Here is a 16,250-nt window from a genome sequence, read left to right on the forward strand (position 1 = left end):
GGTTCTATGGAGCTTCGCAGACACATTGAGGAGAGCGTTCACTTTATTACCGAGCGGACCCGCATCGTTCCGCAAATCGGGATTATCCTGGGGACAGGACTTGGGAAACTCGTGGATGAGGTGGAGATTGACCGGGTCATCCCGTATGAAGAGATTCCCCACTTCCCCATCTCCACGGTGGAGACCCACAAGGGGAATCTGATTCTTGGGACACTTTCGGAAAAACCCGTAGTGGTCATGCAGGGGCGGTTCCACTACTACGAGGGGTACACGCTGCAGCAAGTGACCTTCCCGGTGCGGGTGATGAAAGGCCTGGGGGTGAAAGTGCTCATCGTGAGCAATGCCGCCGGAGGGCTCAACCGGAACATGCGGCGGGGAGACCTCATGGTCATCACCGACCATATCAATCTCCTCGGCGATAACCCTCTTCGGGGGCCCAACGACCCAGAACTCGGTCCTCGTTTCCCGGACATGTCCCAGGTGTACGATCCGGAGCTACGGGAGCTTGCCCTTCAGATCGGTCTCGAGCACGGTATCTACCTGCACCAGGGAGTGTACGTGGCCCTTCCCGGACCGAGTCTCGAGACCCCGGCGGAGTACCGATTCCTCATCCGGATTGGGGCCGATGCGGTGGGAATGTCCACAGTTCCCGAGGTCATTGTGGCAAAACACGCCGGTTTGCGGGTCTTTGGTATTTCCTGCATTACAGACCTGGCCATTGAGGGCGTTGTGGCGCCGCTGAGCTTTGAAGAAGTGGTGCAGGCGGCCAACGAAGCGCAACCCAAACTCACCCTTATCATCCGGGAACTCGTGCGGAGGATGTCCCTGTGAGCCTTCAGGGCGTGTTTCGGGTGGCGCTTCTTGCCTTCCTTCCGGTGAGTGAGGTTCGGGGAGCGCTCCCCTATGGAGTTTTCGTGGAGAAGCTCCCCCTCTCTTTCGTTGCCCCCCTTGCCTTTGTGGTGAACCTTGCTCCCTTTTTCCTCGTGATGGGCCTTTTGCCTCAGCTTGTCCGTCTTTTCCAGTCCTTTGCCTGGTTTGACCATCTCTTCAGCTGGTACGCCACCCGCGCGCAGCGTCGCTTTGCCGCCTACAGAAAGTACGGGAGGTGGGGAATCCTCCTTTTCGTAGGTGTTCCCCTGCCCTTCACGGGGGTCTGGACCGGGACGCTTGCGGCATTTCTTGTGGGTTTCGGTGTCTGGGAAATCTTCCCTTTTGTCGCCGGAGGGGCTGCTTTGGCCACGGGCCTTGTGACGCTTCTGGTATTTCTGGGGAAAGGTCTGTAGAGAAAGGAGATGACGATGCTTCAGGCGCTTGAATGGAAGGGAAGGACGCTCCGTTTTCTGGATCAGACCCGCCTTCCTCGCGAGGAGGTCTACATTGAGACGGAGGACTACCGGGATGTGGTGGAAGCCATAAAGACCCTGAGGATCCGGGGAGCCCCTCTCATTGGGGTGGCGGCAGCGTACGGGGTGTGCCTTGGAGCTTTTGAGGCTCTGAAGAGTGACGACTTTTTCGCTTTTCTGCGTGAAGTCGATGCAGACCTTCGGGCAACCCGTCCTACGGCGGTGAACCTTTTCTGGGCTCTGGACCGGATGCAACGCATCTGGTTGCCTGGGGAGAGTGAGGGAGACTGGGAGGACATTGTGGAACGCCTCGTTGAGGAGGCAAAGACCATAGACCGGGAGAATGCCCTCCTTTCGGAGCGCATTGCCCGTTTCGGGGCTGGACTCCTCGAGGACGGTGACCGGGTCCTCACCCACTGTAATACAGGACCCTTAGCCTGCGGTGGGTGGGGAACAGCACTTGGGGCGATTCTCTGGGCTGTACACCGGGAAGGGAAAAGACTTGTGGTGTATGCCGATGAAACCCGCCCGCTTTTGCAGGGAGCACGGCTCACCGCCTTTGAGCTCCAGAAAGCAGGGATCCCCGTGACTTTAATCTGCGACAACATGGCAGGATTTTTGATGTCCCAGGGAGTGATTACCAAGGTCATCGTGGGGGCAGACCGCATTGCCATGAATGGTGATGTAGCCAATAAAATCGGCACTTATACGGTGGCAGTCCTTGCCCGGCATCACGGAATTCCCTTCTATGTGGCGGCACCGCTTTCAAGCGTTGACCCGAAAGCAAGGTCCGGCGCGGATATCCCTATTGAGGAGCGGGGGGCGGAAGAAGTGCTCTCCTTTGGTGGTGTGCGCGTGGCCCCGCAGGTTGCCGTCCGGAACCCGGCATTCGATGTGACCCCGGCGGAACTCGTTACCGCTTTGGTGACCGAGGAAGGTGTGGTGTATCCTCCCTTTGGGGAGAAGCTCGAGCGCCTGAAGGAGGGGAGGCGTCCATGAAGCGTTTCGTGGCTTCGGGGGAGCTCCTTGCGCTCTCTGGAAGGCAGACGGATCGGGGGAAGGTGCTTTCGGTGTACTGTTCCACCGGAGAGGGTTTCCCGGAAAGGGCTCTGGCTCGCCTTGAGGAGTTCCTGCAGCGGTACCGTGAGTTTGAGGACCGGGAAGACCTGCAAAGGAACGTTCGTGAGGCGACGCATTATCTCATCCACTTTACCCCCACAAAGCAGGGTCTTGCCCTCTTCGTCGATGCTGCGACCGATTTCTTCGAGGCGTATGAGCTCCCCAGACCCTGGAAGTGCACGGTGGTGTACGGTCCTTCCCCCTACACCCGGCCCCTTGAAGTCCTCTTTGACGAGTACCGCCGGATTTTCCTTGTCCCTGTGGACCGCCGGGAGGCGAGGTTTTTTGAAATCTTTATGGGAGAAATCGAAGAACACGAGCCCTTCTTCTCCGATGTTCCCTCGAGGGTGCGGGCCGGTGGATGGTATGGCCTTGAGGAACGCCGTATTGCCCGGAGCATCGAGCAGAAAGTTTTCCATCACTTCCAGGATGTCGTTGACATCCTCCTTGAGCACTTCCGAAAAGGGCGTTTCGAGGTGTTCTTCGTGGGTCTTCGGGAGGAGGACTACGCGCTCTTTGAGCGGGTGCTCCCCTCGTACCTGCGGGAACGACTCAAAGGGCGGGTGACGCTTGACCCCAAAAGCGGTCTTGCGGAAATCTCCAGGGTTGCCCTGCACCTTGAGCGGATGGTACTTGAGGAGGAGGACCATGCCCTGATTGACCGTTTACTCACCATGGTGGGGAATGCAGCTTCAGCGACCATTGGTCTTGCCAACGTCCTTCGAGCGGCCTCTTTTGGTGCCTGCCAGACCGTGGTCGTGGATGAGAGTTACCGAGAAGAGGGGTTTCTTTGCCCATCCTGCGGTACCATGGCCCTTGCACCTTCTTCCTGTGAACTCTGCGGCGGGGAACGAAGGAGGGTGGAGAACATCGTGGAGGAGGTCCTCGAGGCGGTGGTGCTTCAGAGAGGAGAGGTGAAGTACGTGTTCGCGGGAAATCCCAAACTCTCAGAGATCCAGCGCATTGGGGCTTTTCTCCGGTTTTTGGTCTGAGGAGGGATGAGGATGGTGAAAGAGTACTTCCTTGTGCTGGACTGTGGTGCAACGAGCGTCCGGGCGGTGGCCATAAGTCCCCAGGGAGAGATTCTCGCCATGGCCGCTTTCCAGAACGCCCCCAAGTACCAGGAGGGCTCGGTGCACTATCTCGTCTGGGACCTCGAGGAGATCTGGGGGAAACTCTGTCAGGCGACCCAGAAGGTCATTGCATCGGCCGGTCGGGAAATCCGGGCAGTTTCGGTGACCACCTTTGGGGCAGATGGTGCCCCCGTGAGAACAGACGGAAGTCTTACCTATCCGGTGATTTCCTGGCAGTGTTCCCGAACGGAGCAGTGGGCACGGAGAATCGTGGAACTTGTGAACGCCCGGGAGATTTTCCGGATTACCGGGTACCAGGTCATCCCTTTCAACACCCTTCTGAAGCTCCTCTGGCTTCGGGAAAACGCCCCGGAAGCCCTCGATGAAGCCCGGTACTTCCTCATGATGCCCGGGCTCTTCAACTTCAAGCTCACCGGAGAAATGACCATGGATTACCCTTCAGCCTCCACCACCATGATGATGGATATCAGGAGTCGTCAGTGGTCGGAGCGGCTGCTTTCCCTTGCTGGCCTCACTCCGGACTTCTTCCCCCGGATGGTGAAAAGCGGTGAAATCATCGGAACGGTGACGAAAATCGCCAGCGAAGAGACCGGTATCCCTGCGGGTACCCCGGTGACCTCTGCAGGTCACGACACCCAGTTTGCCCTTGTTGGTTCCCTGGCGAAGGACGACGAGCTCATCCTGAGCTCGGGTACCTGGGAGATTGCCGCGTTGCGGATTCCCTACTACCGGGATTCGGAGGTTGCCTTCACCACAGGGATGCTCGTTGAGCTTGACGCGGAGGAAGGGTTCTGGAATCCCCAGATGCTCATGATCGCCGGGGGTGTGGTGGAGTGGGTCCGGAGGCACTTCTTTGCCGACCTCAAGGACGCAAGCGATATCTACGAGCGTATTGTGGAGGAGGCTGCCTCTGTTGACCCTGGAGCTGATGGGGTGCTCTTCATCCCCGCCTTCATGCCCTCAGGACCCCTGAAACCCTACAGCACGAAGGGCACCATCCTGGGGCTTGGGCTCACCACGGGGCGGGCCCACGTTGCCCGGGCTGCCTTTGAGGGGCTTGCTTTTCAGCTCCGGCAGGCTGTTGAGGCGCTTTCGGAGGCCTTTGCGTTCCGTCCTCAGCGTGTGGTCGTTGTGGGTGGAGGGTCGAGGAATGTTCTCTGGAATCGCCTTCGCGCCGATGTGCTGAATCTCCCGGTAGTGGTCACCTCCTGTGAGGAAGCCACGGTTCTTGGAGCAGCACTCTTTGCCATGGTGGGGACAGGGTACGCAAAAGACCTCAAGGAGGCGAAACGCAATATCACCCACACCACAAGGGTTTTCGAACCCTCTCCGGAGCGGGCCATCTACGACGAACTCTACGAGCGTTACGTGAAGGTTCCGCTTTGCCTTGAGGCCTACTACCGGGCGTGATTCCCCGGGGAACCCCCTACCTTTCGGGGTTCCCCTTTCCTGAGAGGTACCTCTTGGCAATCTCCTCCACGGTTGCCACGATACTGCGGCATCTTTCCCGAAGGTTTTCCTCCCGGTACCGCTTCAGACCCTCTTCAGTATTGAGGCGAACCCCAATGAGGCTTGCGCAATCGAGGTGACCCAGGGCCTTTTCGACCTCCCCGAGGAAAGATTCCACAAGGAGGTAGAGCCTGTCCCGGGTTGCTCTGTCTTCGGGTTTCTCTCTCCCGAAGGCGATCCCCAAAGCCATGACCGCTCCACTGACCGCACCGCAGATATTCCCGGTGTGGCCTATTCCTCCCCCAAAACCTGTGGCAATCCGGGGGATCAGGGGGCTTGCCACGTGCATTTCCTCGCAGAGTCCAAGGAGCACCGACTCGGCACAGTTGAACCCCTGGGTGTGGTACTCAACAGAAGACATGGTGTTCACCTCCTTTTTTGGGCAATGAGTCGTGCGGTTTCCCGAGCAACCATGAGTTCTTCCCGGGTTGGAATCACCCAGACCTCACAGGTGGACCGGCTGATTTTCCCCTCTTTTCCGCCCACCATCTGGGCGTTGAGTTCCGGGTCAACCTCAATCCCAAGGAATGCCAGACCCTCGCAGATGCTCTCCCGGATGTAGGCGTCGTTCTCTCCGATTCCTCCGGTGAACACCAGACTCTCCACGCCCCCCATGAGGGCGGCAAACCCTCCGATGTACTTCTTCACCTGGTACACGAAAACATCAATGGCAAGCTGAGCTTGAGCATTTCCCTCTTTGGCTGCTCGCTCGAGTTCCCACATTTCCCCGCTGACTCCGGAAATCCCCAAAAGTCCGGATTCCCTGGTGAGTATCCGGTTGAGGTCGGCAAGCTGAAGCCCTGCTTTCTCCACAAGGTACAAAAGAACCTGAGGGTCGAAGTCCCCCGGACGGGTGGACATGATGACCCCGCTTTGTGGGGTGAAGCCACTTGAGATATCGAAGGATTTCCCGTCCTTTATGGCGCAGACGCTACAGCCACTGCCAAGGTGGCAGGCCACGACTCTTTTGTGGTGAGGGGAAAGCTCGGCAATGCGTTCGGCGATGTACCGGTAGGAGTTCCCGTGAAAGCCAAGCTTCTCAAGACCGTACTCGGTGCTCAGGGACCAGGGAAGACCATAAACCCGGTGGGCCTGCGGGATGGAACGGTGGAAGGTGGTCTCAAAGACCCCCACGAGGGGAATGTGAGGAACAATCCGGCGAAAGATGTCGATGGCAAGAAGTGCCGGGGGATTGTGCACAGAAGTGACCGAAGCGAGGTCCTCAAGGGCTGCGAGAACCTCGTCGTCGATGAAGCGCGTCTCCATCACCCTTTTGCCCCCGTTGATGAGCTTGATCCCTATGGCGTCAAGGGACGTGAGGTCTTTGAGGTATCCGCTTTCAGTGAGGGATTCAAGCATAAGGTGCAGTCCTCGTTCGTGGTCGAGGTTGGGGACGTTCTTTACCAGAGTGCCCGAAGAGGACATCTGTTCGAGGAAAGAATCCTGACGGTACAGGCGCTTGATGTTCCCCCGGAGGATTGAGGTTTCCTGTTCTCCAATCTCGAAGAGCTCATACTTGATGGAGGATCCTCCGCTATTCACGGCGAGAATGCGCATGGTTCTTCACCTCTTTCGCTTTCAGCCTCTCCACAGTACGGCAGAAGGAGCAGACTTCCTGGGTGGTGGGCATGCCACACCTCTGGCATTCACGGAGTTCCGGAGGGGTGAGGCTCCGGGCAAAGTACGCTTTGCCCTTTTCGAGGAACCCCAGAAAGAACATGTGCTTGGTCCCGGGAGACCGTTCCTCAAGAAGCGCCAGGGCTTCCTTGTAGTCGAGGCTTTTGGCTCTCTGAGAGAGGGGACATTGCTCAGGCACAAAGGGGATACGGTGGAGCTCCACGTACCGGAGGATTTCCTCTTCCGTGAGGGTGTAGAAGGGCTTGACTTTTCTCGTCATTTTCGGATGGGGGCTCGGGAGGTGAGGGTCCTGGTGGGCAAGGTAGTCAACGTGCCAGTGCAGGACGTTGCCAAGGAGCGTGGCAGCTTCGTCATCAAGGTTGTGACCGGTGGCGTACACGGCAAAACCCTCTTCGAAAGCGAAACGATTGAGGATGTGGCGCTTGATGCTCCCGCAGAGAGAACAGGAGGCCCGTTCTCTGAGCCTGCGGGTAGCCTCAGGAAGGGAACACCCAATGAAGTCCTGGATGTCGAGGACGGTCAGGGGGAGGTTGCAGGACCGGGCAAAGGCGGTTACAACCTCGCGGGACTTCTCAGAGTACTCCCCAATGCCAAGGAAAACATGCACTCCGAAAACCCTGTAGCCGGCCCGGTGGAGGTAATGCCACAGGGCCATGCTGTCTTTTCCCCCGGAGACCCCAAGGAGCACTCTTTCGTCCCTGGTGAACATCCGTTTCCGGCGGATAGCCCCTTCAACCTGGCGCTCGAAGAAGAGGTCAAAGCATTCCTCGCAGAAGGCAGCATTGTGTCTTCTGAATTTCGCAAAAGCAGGCCTTCCACAGCGGCTGCATTTCATGACCTTCACGCTCCAGTCTTTCCTCTAAGTATACCATGGGTCTTGAGGCTTTTGTGGGCTTTCTCGGAGGCCTTGGGAAGTCTTTGCCTTTGAGGTGGTGCCGGGCGCGGGATTCGAACCCGCACGGGCGAAAACCCACTACCCCCTCAAGATAGCGTGTCTTCCTATTCCACCAGCCCGGCTTGCAGATGGAATTATACCAGGGTGGGTGAGGTTCGTCAACGAGGAGGGGTTTCCCCTTCGGAAATTTTGCCACCCTCCGTTTCCCAGGGAATCGTGATCTCGAAAACTACTCGATCTCTCTGGGGCCGCAGATGAATCGTTCCGTTCCCTCGCTCCACCACCTCCCTGATGAGGTACAGCCCCACGCCTTTGCCGCTCCCTCCCCGGGGAAGCGCCTCAGTGGGGTCGAAGAACCAGCGCAGGAACTCGGCATCAGGGGGTGAGGTGGTGTTCTCAAGGGTAAGACGCAGCTCCGATTCCCCGAAAGCCACGGTGATGGCGACTTCTCCCCCGGGAACGTTGAAGGAGAAGGCATTGGTGATGAGGTTAGAAAGGAGCACAAAGGCCTCACCGCGGGAGAGGGGGAGAAGACCTGTACCTTCTTTCTCTGCAATATCGATCCGAACCCGCAGGTCTTTGCGGTCTTCCCGGGCTTTTTCGAGAACCTCCTGGAGGAGGGCGGAGAACTCCCGGTCCGAAATTCTCTCCGGCTTTTCCCCAAGAAGAACGCTGAGTCGCTGGATTTCCCGGATTGTCCCTTCAAGACGTCTGATCTGTCGCACCATACGGGAGAGGATTTCTCCTTCCATGGGACGACCCTCTTCAAGAGTTTCCAGGTACCCCGAGAGGACGGTCAGGGGCGTCTGGACCTCGTGCCAGAGGGCGGTGAGGAAATACCTGAGGCTCCGGAGTCTCTGGTCTTTTTTCTTCTCATCCTCAAGGAGCAGGAAGCGTTCCTCGCCAAGAAGAAAGGGCAAAAAGGCAAATCCTGAAGAAGGAACGCTCACCCTTTCTCCTGACGATACGGCCTGGGCAAGGACATCCCCAAAAACCGGGATTTCGAAGAACGCAACCTCTCTGACCCCATCGCTTCTTAAACCAATGGCCTGGGCAAAGGTCGTGTTGAGGAGCAGGCGGTGCCTGTCCCTGAGGTACAGCGCTCCCCCGGCAGACACACGGTCAAGGAGGGCGAGGAAATCCCGGAACAACGCTTCTTTGTGCTTTTGTGTTTCCTCTACAGATTGCTTTAGGTCCTCTCTGGGGCTTTTCTCCGGTGCTACCCCGAGGAGCTCGGCGAAGGGCCTTCCTTTGAGAAGGGCAAGAGCATATCCCAGAAAGAACGCTGCAATCCCCAAAACCCCAAGGAGGAATAGCTCAAGAGGGTTCAAAGGAGTACCCCACTCCCCGAACGGTCACAATCTGCTGCCCCAGGGTGCCGAGTTTTCTCCGAAGGTGTGCCACGTACACGTCCACCACCCGGTCGGTGACAAAAGCGTCTTCGCCCCAGACTTCGTCAAGAATCTGCTGTCGGGAGACCACCTTGCCTCGATTGCGCACAAGGAACTCAAGAAGTCGGAATTCCCGGAGAGAGAGGGGGATGGTTGTTCCGTGGACTTCCACGGTGAGTTTCTCCGGGAAGAGCACAAGGTCACCAACCTGGAGGGGCTTCCCCCCAGAAGGTAGGTTCGAGGCTCTCCTCAGAACTGCTCTGATGCGGGCTAAGAGTTCTCGGGGGTGAAAGGGTTTTGTTACGTAGTCGTCGGCTCCCATCTCAAGACCCGAGACGATGTCCATGGGGTCGTCCTTCACGGTGAGCATGATGACCGGGGTATTCCGGTAACGGGGATGGGCCCGGATGTGGTGGAAAACCTCGAATCCTCCGATACCAGGAAGCATAAGGTCAAGGAGAATGAGCTGGGGCGAGAGGCGCTCCATTTCCTTGAGGAAATCTTCTCCTCTAAAGAAGTGAAGGACACGGTACCCTTCTTTTTCCAGAAAGTACGTCACAAACTCCGCAACGTCTTTCTCGTCTTCGATGTAGGCGATTTCACCGCTCACCCAGGTGTCACTCCCAGTACATTATACCCGATGGAGGCACACGTTTCGGCATTGCTCGGGAGGTACCACCGGACCGAAGGTCGGTGTTTGGGTGAATAAAGGAGGTCGAAAGTTGCCTGCCCCTCGGCATGCCGGAACCCGCAGTAGGGCAGAAAGCACCGCACCGGTGGGGATGAGACGTGGAAAATCCATTCGCCCTGGAAAAGGGTTGATGAGGAAAAGGTTCTACCGGGACTGGAGAAACCCTGGAACGTCTGAGAACCGGACTTTCTGGTGTCCCACAGGATGTGAGCCCCAGGTACTGGCGTTGCGATTCGTCTTTTTGATAGAATACCCTCAGCGTTCGGATTCGCGGAAGGATGACGCGCAAGGGCTGTGGGCAGGATCCTGTATTGGACAGGTTTTCTTGTTGCTGCATCCTTTCTCTTTTTCAGTCTTGATGACCTTTTCTGGGACTTTTACTACTACTTCTGGGGCCGAAAACGAATCAGACACCGGTTACGGATTGAAGAACTTGACCGGGTGCCCCGGAGATTGATTGCTATCCTCATCCCCGCCTGGAATGAAGCCGAAGTCATTGGACCCATGGTGGAGAACCTCCTTCACTCTGTCAATTACCCCCTGGCGCTCCTACACGTTTTTGTTGGGGTATACCCGAACGATATTGCCACGGTGGAAGAGGTCCAGAAATTAGCGGAGCGGTATCCTCAAATCCACGCTGTAGTGAATCCTCGAGAAGGTCCTACCAGCAAGGCTCAAAACCTCAACCAGGTTTTCGAGTTCATCCTCCGCTTCGAGCAGGAAAGACGCCTTCGTTTTGGGTGTTTCATTATCCACGACGCTGAGGACGTGATCCACCCCACCTCCTTGAAGCTGGCCAACTACCTCTCGTTGAAGTACGAAGTGGTGCAGTTGCCGGTGTTTCCTCTCCAGGTCTATCCCAGCTGGCGTACTTTTTTCCCTTACCTCACCGCTTCTACCTATGCCGATGAGTTTGCTGAGAATCACTATCGAGGCTTGCCTGCCCGGGAGGCAAGTGGGGCAGTAGTTCCCTCGGCGGGTGCCGGTTTCGTCATTGCCCGCTCGGTGCTGGATGCGTTGGGGACTGGAAAACTCTTCGATGAGGAGAGTCTCACTGAAGACTACAGGCTTTCCCTGGATTTCGCCCGGTTCGGTATCGCCACCCATTTCTTCCTTGAAGGAGTGGAACGGGTGACAGAGGATGGGCGAGTGGTGGTGGAGTACATTGCTACTCGGGAAATTTTCCCCAACACCCTCAGGGAAGCGGTGAAACAGAAGTCACGCTGGATTTACGGTATTTCCTTTCAGAGTTTTTCGCTCTGGCAGATACTTTGCGACCGGCGTTTTTCCCGCATTGCCAAGTACAGCCTTTACCGGGACTGGAAGGCCAAGTACGGGAATCTCCTTCCCTTGCCGGGCTATGCGGTTTTTGCCTACTTTGTTTGCTCTCTCTTCTGCTCGCTGTCCCCTGTCTACCCTCGAGGGTCTTTTTCCTGGTGGTTGAGCGCGGTGCTCACCGTTTTCATGATTGAGCGACAGCTGATGCGGATGGTAGCGCTCAAGAACGTCTATGGGTGGCGTTCAGCAGTGGCAGGTTGCCTGATTCCCCCGCTTTTACCCCTTCGGACGGTCTGGGGCAACGTGATTAACTTCCTTGCCACTCTCCGGGCCTGGCGAATCGCTCTTTTTGGATTCCCCCGGAGTCGTCCACGGTGGCAGAAGACCAGGCATTCGTATCTCTCTCCCAAGGCCCTGGTCCGCTACAGACGCCGCCTTGGAGACCTTCTCCTTGAAAAGCGTATTGTTGATCCGAAAACACTTGCCTTGACGCTTCGGAGAAAGGAGGAGCAGGAACGCCTTGGTGAGAAGCTCCTTAAGGAAGGGTTCATCACCGAAACAGAGCTCTTGGAGTGTCTGGGAGAGCTGTTGCAAACCGGTTTCTTGGAACCGGATCCTTATACCCTCCGGATAGAAGGGAATCATTCTCGTTTCCTGGCGGTTTTTTGCCGGTATGCTGTGGTGCCGATAGCATGGGGCAGGGATTCTGTGCTCCTTGCGACCGCAAAGCCGCTCTCCCAGGAGACGATGAGTAGCCTTGCAGCGGAACTGGGCGTGAGGAAAGTGGCAGTGGTTCTTGCTCCTTCAGAAGCAATCTCCCAGGGGTTGGAAGTGCTAAAGCGCAAGCTTCCTCAACAGTTCCCCCGTCTGGGCGAGAGGCTTCTCAAAATGGGAATTATTGAGGAAGAACACCTTGCCGAAGCACTCCGGGTTCAAAGGTTCTCCCATCGCCCTTTGGGTGATATCCTCTGCGAAATGGGAGTGTTGTGGCCGGAGGACCTGCGAGAAATTTTGCGGGAAGACGGTATTCAGGAAACCCAGGTGGGTTAGCGGTTCCCAGGTCTTTGGGGATTCGTCGGAGATTTCAAGGCCATAGACTACAGCGGGCTTCTGGAGCTCTCCGAAGTCTGGGGCGTTTTTCCAGTTAACGGAGAGCGGCAGGAGCGGACACCAGCCAGAGAACGTATTGTGCCCGGTTCTGCGTTCCGGTACTATGTTCTCAAGGGGCAAAGAACCAGTACGCTTGATCCTGGAGGAGGTGCAGAACGTGTACCCGTGGCACGACACGTTCCACATGGGCATTGTGCATTTCATGGCTTATCCGCAGGCGACGACTCAAGAAGACGTTGTGCAGAGCGTGGAAGAAATCCTTGTGGATGAATTCTTCCAGGCCATTGAGGTGAGTGCCCTTCTTGACGAAGGGGTGCTTCAGACCATTGGCACAATGTGCGATGTGGCCCGGGTCGAGGTCCTTCTTGGGGCCCAGCCCCTTGTGCTCTCAAAGGGACTCAACCTGGGTGCTCTTGAAGAGGAAGAGCGGAAACAGGCCCTTGAAGCCCTCAAGCAGGCTGTGGATAAGGCGTACGTTGCAAAAGCGAAAGCTTTGGCCTTCCCTTCCGGGAAGCGGCCGGGAGAGAGGAAAGAGGAAGAGGCGAGAAAGCGACTCGTCGAATCCCTTGTGGAGCTTTGCCGGTATGCAGAACAACGGGCAGAGGTTTCCGGATACCTCCTTGGGGTGAACCTCGAGGTCTTTGATTACGCGGTGGACAAAAGAGCCCTCATCGGTCCGGCTCCCTTTGCCTTTGAGGTGGCTTCGCTCGTTCGAGCTGAATGCCCGAATTTCGGCCTGACGATTGACCTTTCCCATGAGCCGCTCCTTTTCGAGGACCCCGCCGGCACGCTCACCCTCCTTGCTCCCTTTGTGAACCACGTCCACATCGGGAATGCTGTGCTGGTGAAAGGGCATCCTGCCTATGGCGATACACATCCCCGTTTTGGCCTGAAAGAAGGATGCAACGATGTCCAGGAGATAACAGAATTCCTCAGGGCGCTTTTCCGTATCGGGTACTTTGAGAGGACGACCTTCGCCGAGCATCCGGTAATTTCCTTCGAGGTGAAACCGCTTCCTGGCGAAAACCCCCGCCTGGTGGTGGCCAACGCCAAGCGGACGTTTCTTTCGGCGTGGAACCGGCTCTTTCCCATACTCTGAGAGAGGAGTGAGGACGCGTTGAGGCGACCCACGGTCTTTATCACCCGCAGGATTCCTGAAGAGGGTATCAGGATTGTTGCCTCCTTTTGCGAGGTTGAGGTCAGCGATTTCGACGGCGTGCTTCCCCGAAAGATGCTCCTTGAGAAGGTACAGGGGAAAGACGGGATTCTCTGTCTTCTCACCGACACCATCGACCGGGAAGTCATGGAGGCGGCAGGACCGAATCTCAAAGTCATCGCCAATTACGCCGTGGGGTACAACAACATCGATGTGGAAGAGGCAACGCGGCGGGGTATCATGGTGACCAACACCCCCGGGGTATTGACGGAAACCACGGCGGACCTTGCCTGGGCGCTCATGATGAGCGTGGCCCGGAGGATTGTGGAGGCCGACAGGTTCGTCCGGGCGGGGAAATTCCGGGGATGGGAACCGATGCTCTTTCTTGGGACCGACGTGTACGGGGCGACCCTGGGTATTGTGGGTTTCGGCCGGATTGGCCAGGCTATGGCCCGGAGGGCTCTGGGGTTTGACATGACGGTTCTCTACTACGACCTGCAGCGGGTTCCAGAAGAGATCGAGCGGCAGTACCGGGCGAGATTCGTTCCCCTTCCCGAGCTTCTGCAGACGTCGGATTTCGTGAGCCTCCATGTTCCCCTGACGAAAGACACCTACCACCTCATTGGCGAGCGGGAGCTCCGCATGATGAAGCAAGAGGCCTACCTCATCAACACCGCCCGGGGTCCTGTTGTCGATGAAAAGGCTCTGGTCCGGGCTCTCCGGGAGGGCTGGATTCGTGGTGCGGCCCTGGACGTCTTTGAGCGGGAACCCGAAGTGGAGCCGGAACTCCTCGAGCTCGAGAACGTTGTGCTGGCTCCTCACATTGGCTCGGCATCGTACGCCACCCGGACGAAGATGGCAGAAATGGCGGCTGAAAACCTTGTGAAGGCACTGCAGGGAGAAATCCCTCCCAATCTCGTGAACCCGGAGGTCCTTAAGGGTCGTGCGCATCGTGGTCTGTCCTGATTCTTTCAAGGGGAGCCTGACGAGTCCTGAGGCCGCTTCAGCCATACGGCGGGGTTTTCAGAGGGCTCATGCTCGCTTCCAGGTCACCGAAAAGCCCCTGGCTGATGGGGGCGAGGGAACGGTGGAGGTCCTGGTGCGTGGGGTATCAGGGAGTATCGAAGAGCTCGAGGTTACAGGACCGCTCTGGGAGAAGGTGAGGGCACGCCTTGGGATTCTCCCCGGTGAGGTCTGTGTTCTTGAGCTCGCTCAGGCTGCGGGGCTTTCGTTTGTGCCTGAAGAAAAGCGCAATCCCCGCTTCACCACAACCTATGGTGTTGGAGAGCTCCTTCGCTTTGCCTTTGCGCAGGGGTTTCGCAGGGTTATTCTCGGCGTTGGGGGAAGCGCAACCTGCGATGGAGGCATGGGGGCCCTGGCGGCCCTGGGGGTGAGGTTTCTCGATGAAGATGGGAGAGAGCTTTTGGGTATCGGGGAGAACCTCCCGAAAATTTCCCGTATCGACATCAGAGACATGATTCGTCCCCAGGAAGGGACGGAACTCCTCATTGCCAGCGACGTCACGAATCCCCTTTACGGACCCCAGGGAGCAGCCTTCGTGTACGCTCCCCAGAAGGGAGCAGATCCCGAGGACGTTCAGTTGCTCGATGCGGGGCTGCGTCACTTTGCCCGGGTCATCGAGCGCCACCTCGGCGTTCGGGTGGACGATCTCCCCGGGGGAGGGGCAGCAGGGGGCATTGTGGCCGGGCTTTTTGCCTTTTTCGGGGCAAGAATAGTCTCCGGCATCCGCCTTGTGGCGGAGATGGTGGGCCTTGAGGAAGCCATTGCAGGTGCTGATCTTGTGGTGAGTGGGGAGGGGAAGGTAGACCGGCAGACCTTTTTCGGCAAGGTGGTCTCCGGGGTTTTAGAACTCTGCCAGAAGCACCAGAAGCCTCTCCTTATCCTCGCGGGGAAGATAGCCTGGGAGGAGATTCCCGAGCTCCCCAAAGAAATTGTGGGGATTTTCCCTATCGTGGACGGTCCAATGTCCGAGGGAGAAGCCATGAAAGAGGCGGGAAGGCTCCTTGAACAGACGGCCTTTGCTCTTGGGAGGTTGCTGCAAAGCAGGCTATAACTGTTTTGTCCGGGCAATCTGGCGGAGTTTCCACCGGTTTTGGGTTATGGTCCTCCGGGAGGGAACGAAACACACCGCCTTTCGGAGGAGGTCGAGGTTTTCCAGGGTGAAGAGATAGAGGTCAGCGGGTGTTCGGTTGGGAAACCTCCGCAGGATTCTGTGCTCTTCGATGACCTTCACTGCTCCCAGGTAGCAGTGCTCGTACCATCCCGAAACGGCCTCTTCCCAGGAGAGACAGTGGCCTTTTTGGGTTCTTGCTTCTTCTGCATTGGGGCAGGAGGAACACTGGAAGCACTGAATAAGGCGGAGGAGCTCCAGGTACCCTCCAGGGACGGTGATCCGTATGGGGGAAAGGCCGGTCTTTTCACGGAATGCCCGTTCTTCAAGGTGGTGGAAAAGCGTTTCAGGAGAGTCCTGGGGGGCGTCCCGGGGAATTGGGATTTCCACCACCTCTGCATCGATGTACAGTGCCCCTGAGGCTTTAGCAGCCGAAATCCGGTGGTGCCCATCCCGGACGAAATAGAAGTCACCGATTTTCACCAGGGATACCGGCGGCAGCGGTTTCCCCTCTTCGTACAGGGCATGGATTCGGGCCCAGCGGTGGCGGTCTCTGCGTTTCAGGGGAAGGAATTCTCGGTCGAAGTCGCTGAATCGATTCTCGGTTCCAACAATCTGGGCGATGGGAACGGCTTTGATGCCCCGATAGGTGGCTTCACCGGTTCCGACGACCTCCCACCAGGGAGCCAGAGGAAGGAGACGGTGACGGTGGTGCTTGAGCCTGCTCAGAATCCTTTTCCACAGCGCTTTGTAGTACAGGCTATCGAAGGTTCGGATGCTCTCGTAGAGGTTCACGGTGTTCACCCCTTTAGTGTTGACCACTGAAAAACCCTGGCTATTCCAGGATGGCGTCTCTTTTTTCTTGCCTTCACTTTTTGGGAAGCGACAGACCGGG

15 protein-coding genes and 1 tRNA gene are annotated in these 16,250 nt (G+C 57.4%); 9 read left to right on the forward strand and 7 right to left on the reverse strand.

Translation table 11 applies throughout. The features are described 5' to 3' along the window. Positions 1–6: 6 nt before the first annotated feature. Genes ACPT9Q_RS07235 through ACPT9Q_RS07255 form a run of 5 tightly spaced genes read left to right on the forward strand, consistent with a single transcriptional unit; the run spans position 7 to position 4,966 of the window. Positions 7–831 carry a purine-nucleoside phosphorylase gene (locus tag ACPT9Q_RS07235; protein WP_427365412.1) on the forward strand — a complete coding sequence of 275 codons (825 nt, stop codon included), beginning with the start codon at positions 7–9 and terminating at the stop codon, positions 829–831. After that, positions 828–1,283, forward strand: a complete 456-nt coding sequence (locus ACPT9Q_RS07240; RefSeq protein WP_017873196.1) for a small multi-drug export protein — start codon at positions 828–830, stop codon at positions 1,281–1,283. Before ACPT9Q_RS07235 ends, ACPT9Q_RS07240 begins: the two co-directional genes overlap by 4 nt. A 15-nt stretch (positions 1,284–1,298) precedes the next feature. Further along, positions 1,299–2,342, forward strand: coding sequence for an S-methyl-5-thioribose-1-phosphate isomerase (mtnA, locus tag ACPT9Q_RS07245; RefSeq protein ID WP_017873195.1), 1,044 nt, complete (start codon positions 1,299–1,301; stop codon positions 2,340–2,342). Then, entirely contained in the window at positions 2,339–3,454 is a 1,116-nt protein-coding gene (locus ACPT9Q_RS07250) for a hypothetical protein (protein WP_427365413.1), read from the forward strand. Before mtnA ends, ACPT9Q_RS07250 begins: the two co-directional genes overlap by 4 nt. 12 nt (positions 3,455–3,466) lie before the next feature. Next, on the forward strand, positions 3,467–4,966 hold the full coding sequence (locus tag ACPT9Q_RS07255) for an FGGY family carbohydrate kinase (RefSeq protein WP_427365414.1): 1,500 nt from the start codon (positions 3,467–3,469) through the stop codon (positions 4,964–4,966). Positions 4,967–4,982: 16 nt separating this feature from the next. On the opposite strand, the gene ACPT9Q_RS07260 is transcribed toward ACPT9Q_RS07255, so the two are convergent. The 6 genes from ACPT9Q_RS07260 to ACPT9Q_RS07285 form a co-directional block, all read right to left on the reverse strand. After that, entirely contained in the window at positions 4,983–5,426 is a 444-nt protein-coding gene (locus tag ACPT9Q_RS07260) for a C-GCAxxG-C-C family (seleno)protein (protein ID WP_017873191.1), read from the reverse strand. 5 nt (positions 5,427–5,431) lie between these two features. Beyond that, the gene (locus tag ACPT9Q_RS07265; protein ID WP_427365415.1) at positions 5,432–6,622 is read right to left on the reverse strand and encodes an acetate/propionate family kinase; all 1,191 of its coding nucleotides are present in this window, start codon (positions 6,620–6,622) and stop codon (positions 5,432–5,434) included. Continuing rightward, complete coding sequence (locus ACPT9Q_RS07270) at positions 6,600–7,538, reverse strand: ATP-binding protein (protein WP_427366739.1); 939 nt, start codon at positions 7,536–7,538, stop codon at positions 6,600–6,602. Before ACPT9Q_RS07270 ends, ACPT9Q_RS07265 begins: the two co-directional genes overlap by 23 nt. Before the next feature lie 95 nt (positions 7,539–7,633). Continuing rightward, positions 7,634–7,720 (reverse strand) — tRNA-Leu (locus tag ACPT9Q_RS07275). A gap of 36 nt (positions 7,721–7,756) precedes the next feature. After that, on the reverse strand, positions 7,757–8,929 hold the full coding sequence (locus ACPT9Q_RS07280; protein WP_427365416.1) for a sensor histidine kinase: 1,173 nt from the start codon (positions 8,927–8,929) through the stop codon (positions 7,757–7,759). Beyond that, positions 8,916–9,599, reverse strand: coding sequence for a winged helix-turn-helix domain-containing protein (locus ACPT9Q_RS07285; protein WP_017873187.1), 684 nt, complete (start codon positions 9,597–9,599; stop codon positions 8,916–8,918). Before ACPT9Q_RS07285 ends, ACPT9Q_RS07280 begins: the two co-directional genes overlap by 14 nt. Positions 9,600–9,974: 375 nt before the next feature. Here ACPT9Q_RS07285 and ACPT9Q_RS07290 point away from each other — a divergent pair, with 375 nt between their 5' ends. From ACPT9Q_RS07290 to ACPT9Q_RS07305, 4 genes are all read left to right on the forward strand, one after another. Next, positions 9,975–12,008 (forward strand): glycosyltransferase, encoded by a 2,034-nt coding sequence (locus ACPT9Q_RS07290; protein ID WP_017873186.1) that lies wholly within the window; start codon positions 9,975–9,977, stop codon positions 12,006–12,008. 217 nt (positions 12,009–12,225) lie between these two features. Next, entirely contained in the window at positions 12,226–13,167 is a 942-nt protein-coding gene (locus ACPT9Q_RS07295; RefSeq protein ID WP_427365417.1) for a TIM barrel protein, read from the forward strand. Between the two features lie 18 nt (positions 13,168–13,185). Continuing rightward, positions 13,186–14,190, forward strand: coding sequence for a glyoxylate reductase (gyaR, locus tag ACPT9Q_RS07300; RefSeq protein ID WP_427365418.1), 1,005 nt, complete (start codon positions 13,186–13,188; stop codon positions 14,188–14,190). After that, entirely contained in the window at positions 14,168–15,298 is a 1,131-nt protein-coding gene (locus ACPT9Q_RS07305) for a glycerate kinase (protein WP_427365419.1), read from the forward strand. The genes gyaR and ACPT9Q_RS07305 overlap by 23 nt, the downstream gene beginning before the upstream one ends. Here ACPT9Q_RS07305 and ACPT9Q_RS07310 read toward each other — a convergent pair. Continuing rightward, complete coding sequence (locus ACPT9Q_RS07310) at positions 15,293–16,150, reverse strand: hypothetical protein (protein ID WP_427365420.1); 858 nt, start codon at positions 16,148–16,150, stop codon at positions 15,293–15,295. The genes ACPT9Q_RS07305 and ACPT9Q_RS07310 overlap by 6 nt on opposite strands. Between the last annotated feature and the right edge of the window lie 100 nt (positions 16,151–16,250).

Source organism: Candidatus Caldatribacterium saccharofermentans (assembly GCF_050267035.1).
GTDB classification, from domain to species: Bacteria; Atribacterota; Atribacteria; order Atribacterales; family Caldatribacteriaceae; genus Caldatribacterium; species Caldatribacterium saccharofermentans.

Bases quoted from the DNA above. Each gene is read 5' to 3' on its own strand.
- ACPT9Q_RS07260 (WP_017873191.1), bottom strand. From the start codon at position 5,426: ATGTCTTCTGTTGAGTACCACACCCAGGGGTTCAACTGTGCCGAGTCG.
- ACPT9Q_RS07255 (WP_427365414.1), top strand. From the start codon at position 3,467: ATGGTGAAAGAGTACTTCCTTGTGCTGGACTGTGGTGCAACGAGCGTC.
- ACPT9Q_RS07235 (WP_427365412.1), top strand. From the start codon at position 7: ATGGAGCTTCGCAGACACATTGAGGAGAGCGTTCACTTTATTACCGAG.
- mtnA (WP_017873195.1), top strand. From the start codon at position 1,299: ATGCTTCAGGCGCTTGAATGGAAGGGAAGGACGCTCCGTTTTCTGGAT.
- ACPT9Q_RS07250 (WP_427365413.1), top strand. From the start codon at position 2,339: ATGAAGCGTTTCGTGGCTTCGGGGGAGCTCCTTGCGCTCTCTGGAAGG.
- ACPT9Q_RS07265 (WP_427365415.1), bottom strand. From the start codon at position 6,622: ATGCGCATTCTCGCCGTGAATAGCGGAGGATCCTCCATCAAGTATGAG.
- ACPT9Q_RS07270 (WP_427366739.1), bottom strand. From the start codon at position 7,538: ATGAAATGCAGCCGCTGTGGAAGGCCTGCTTTTGCGAAATTCAGAAGA.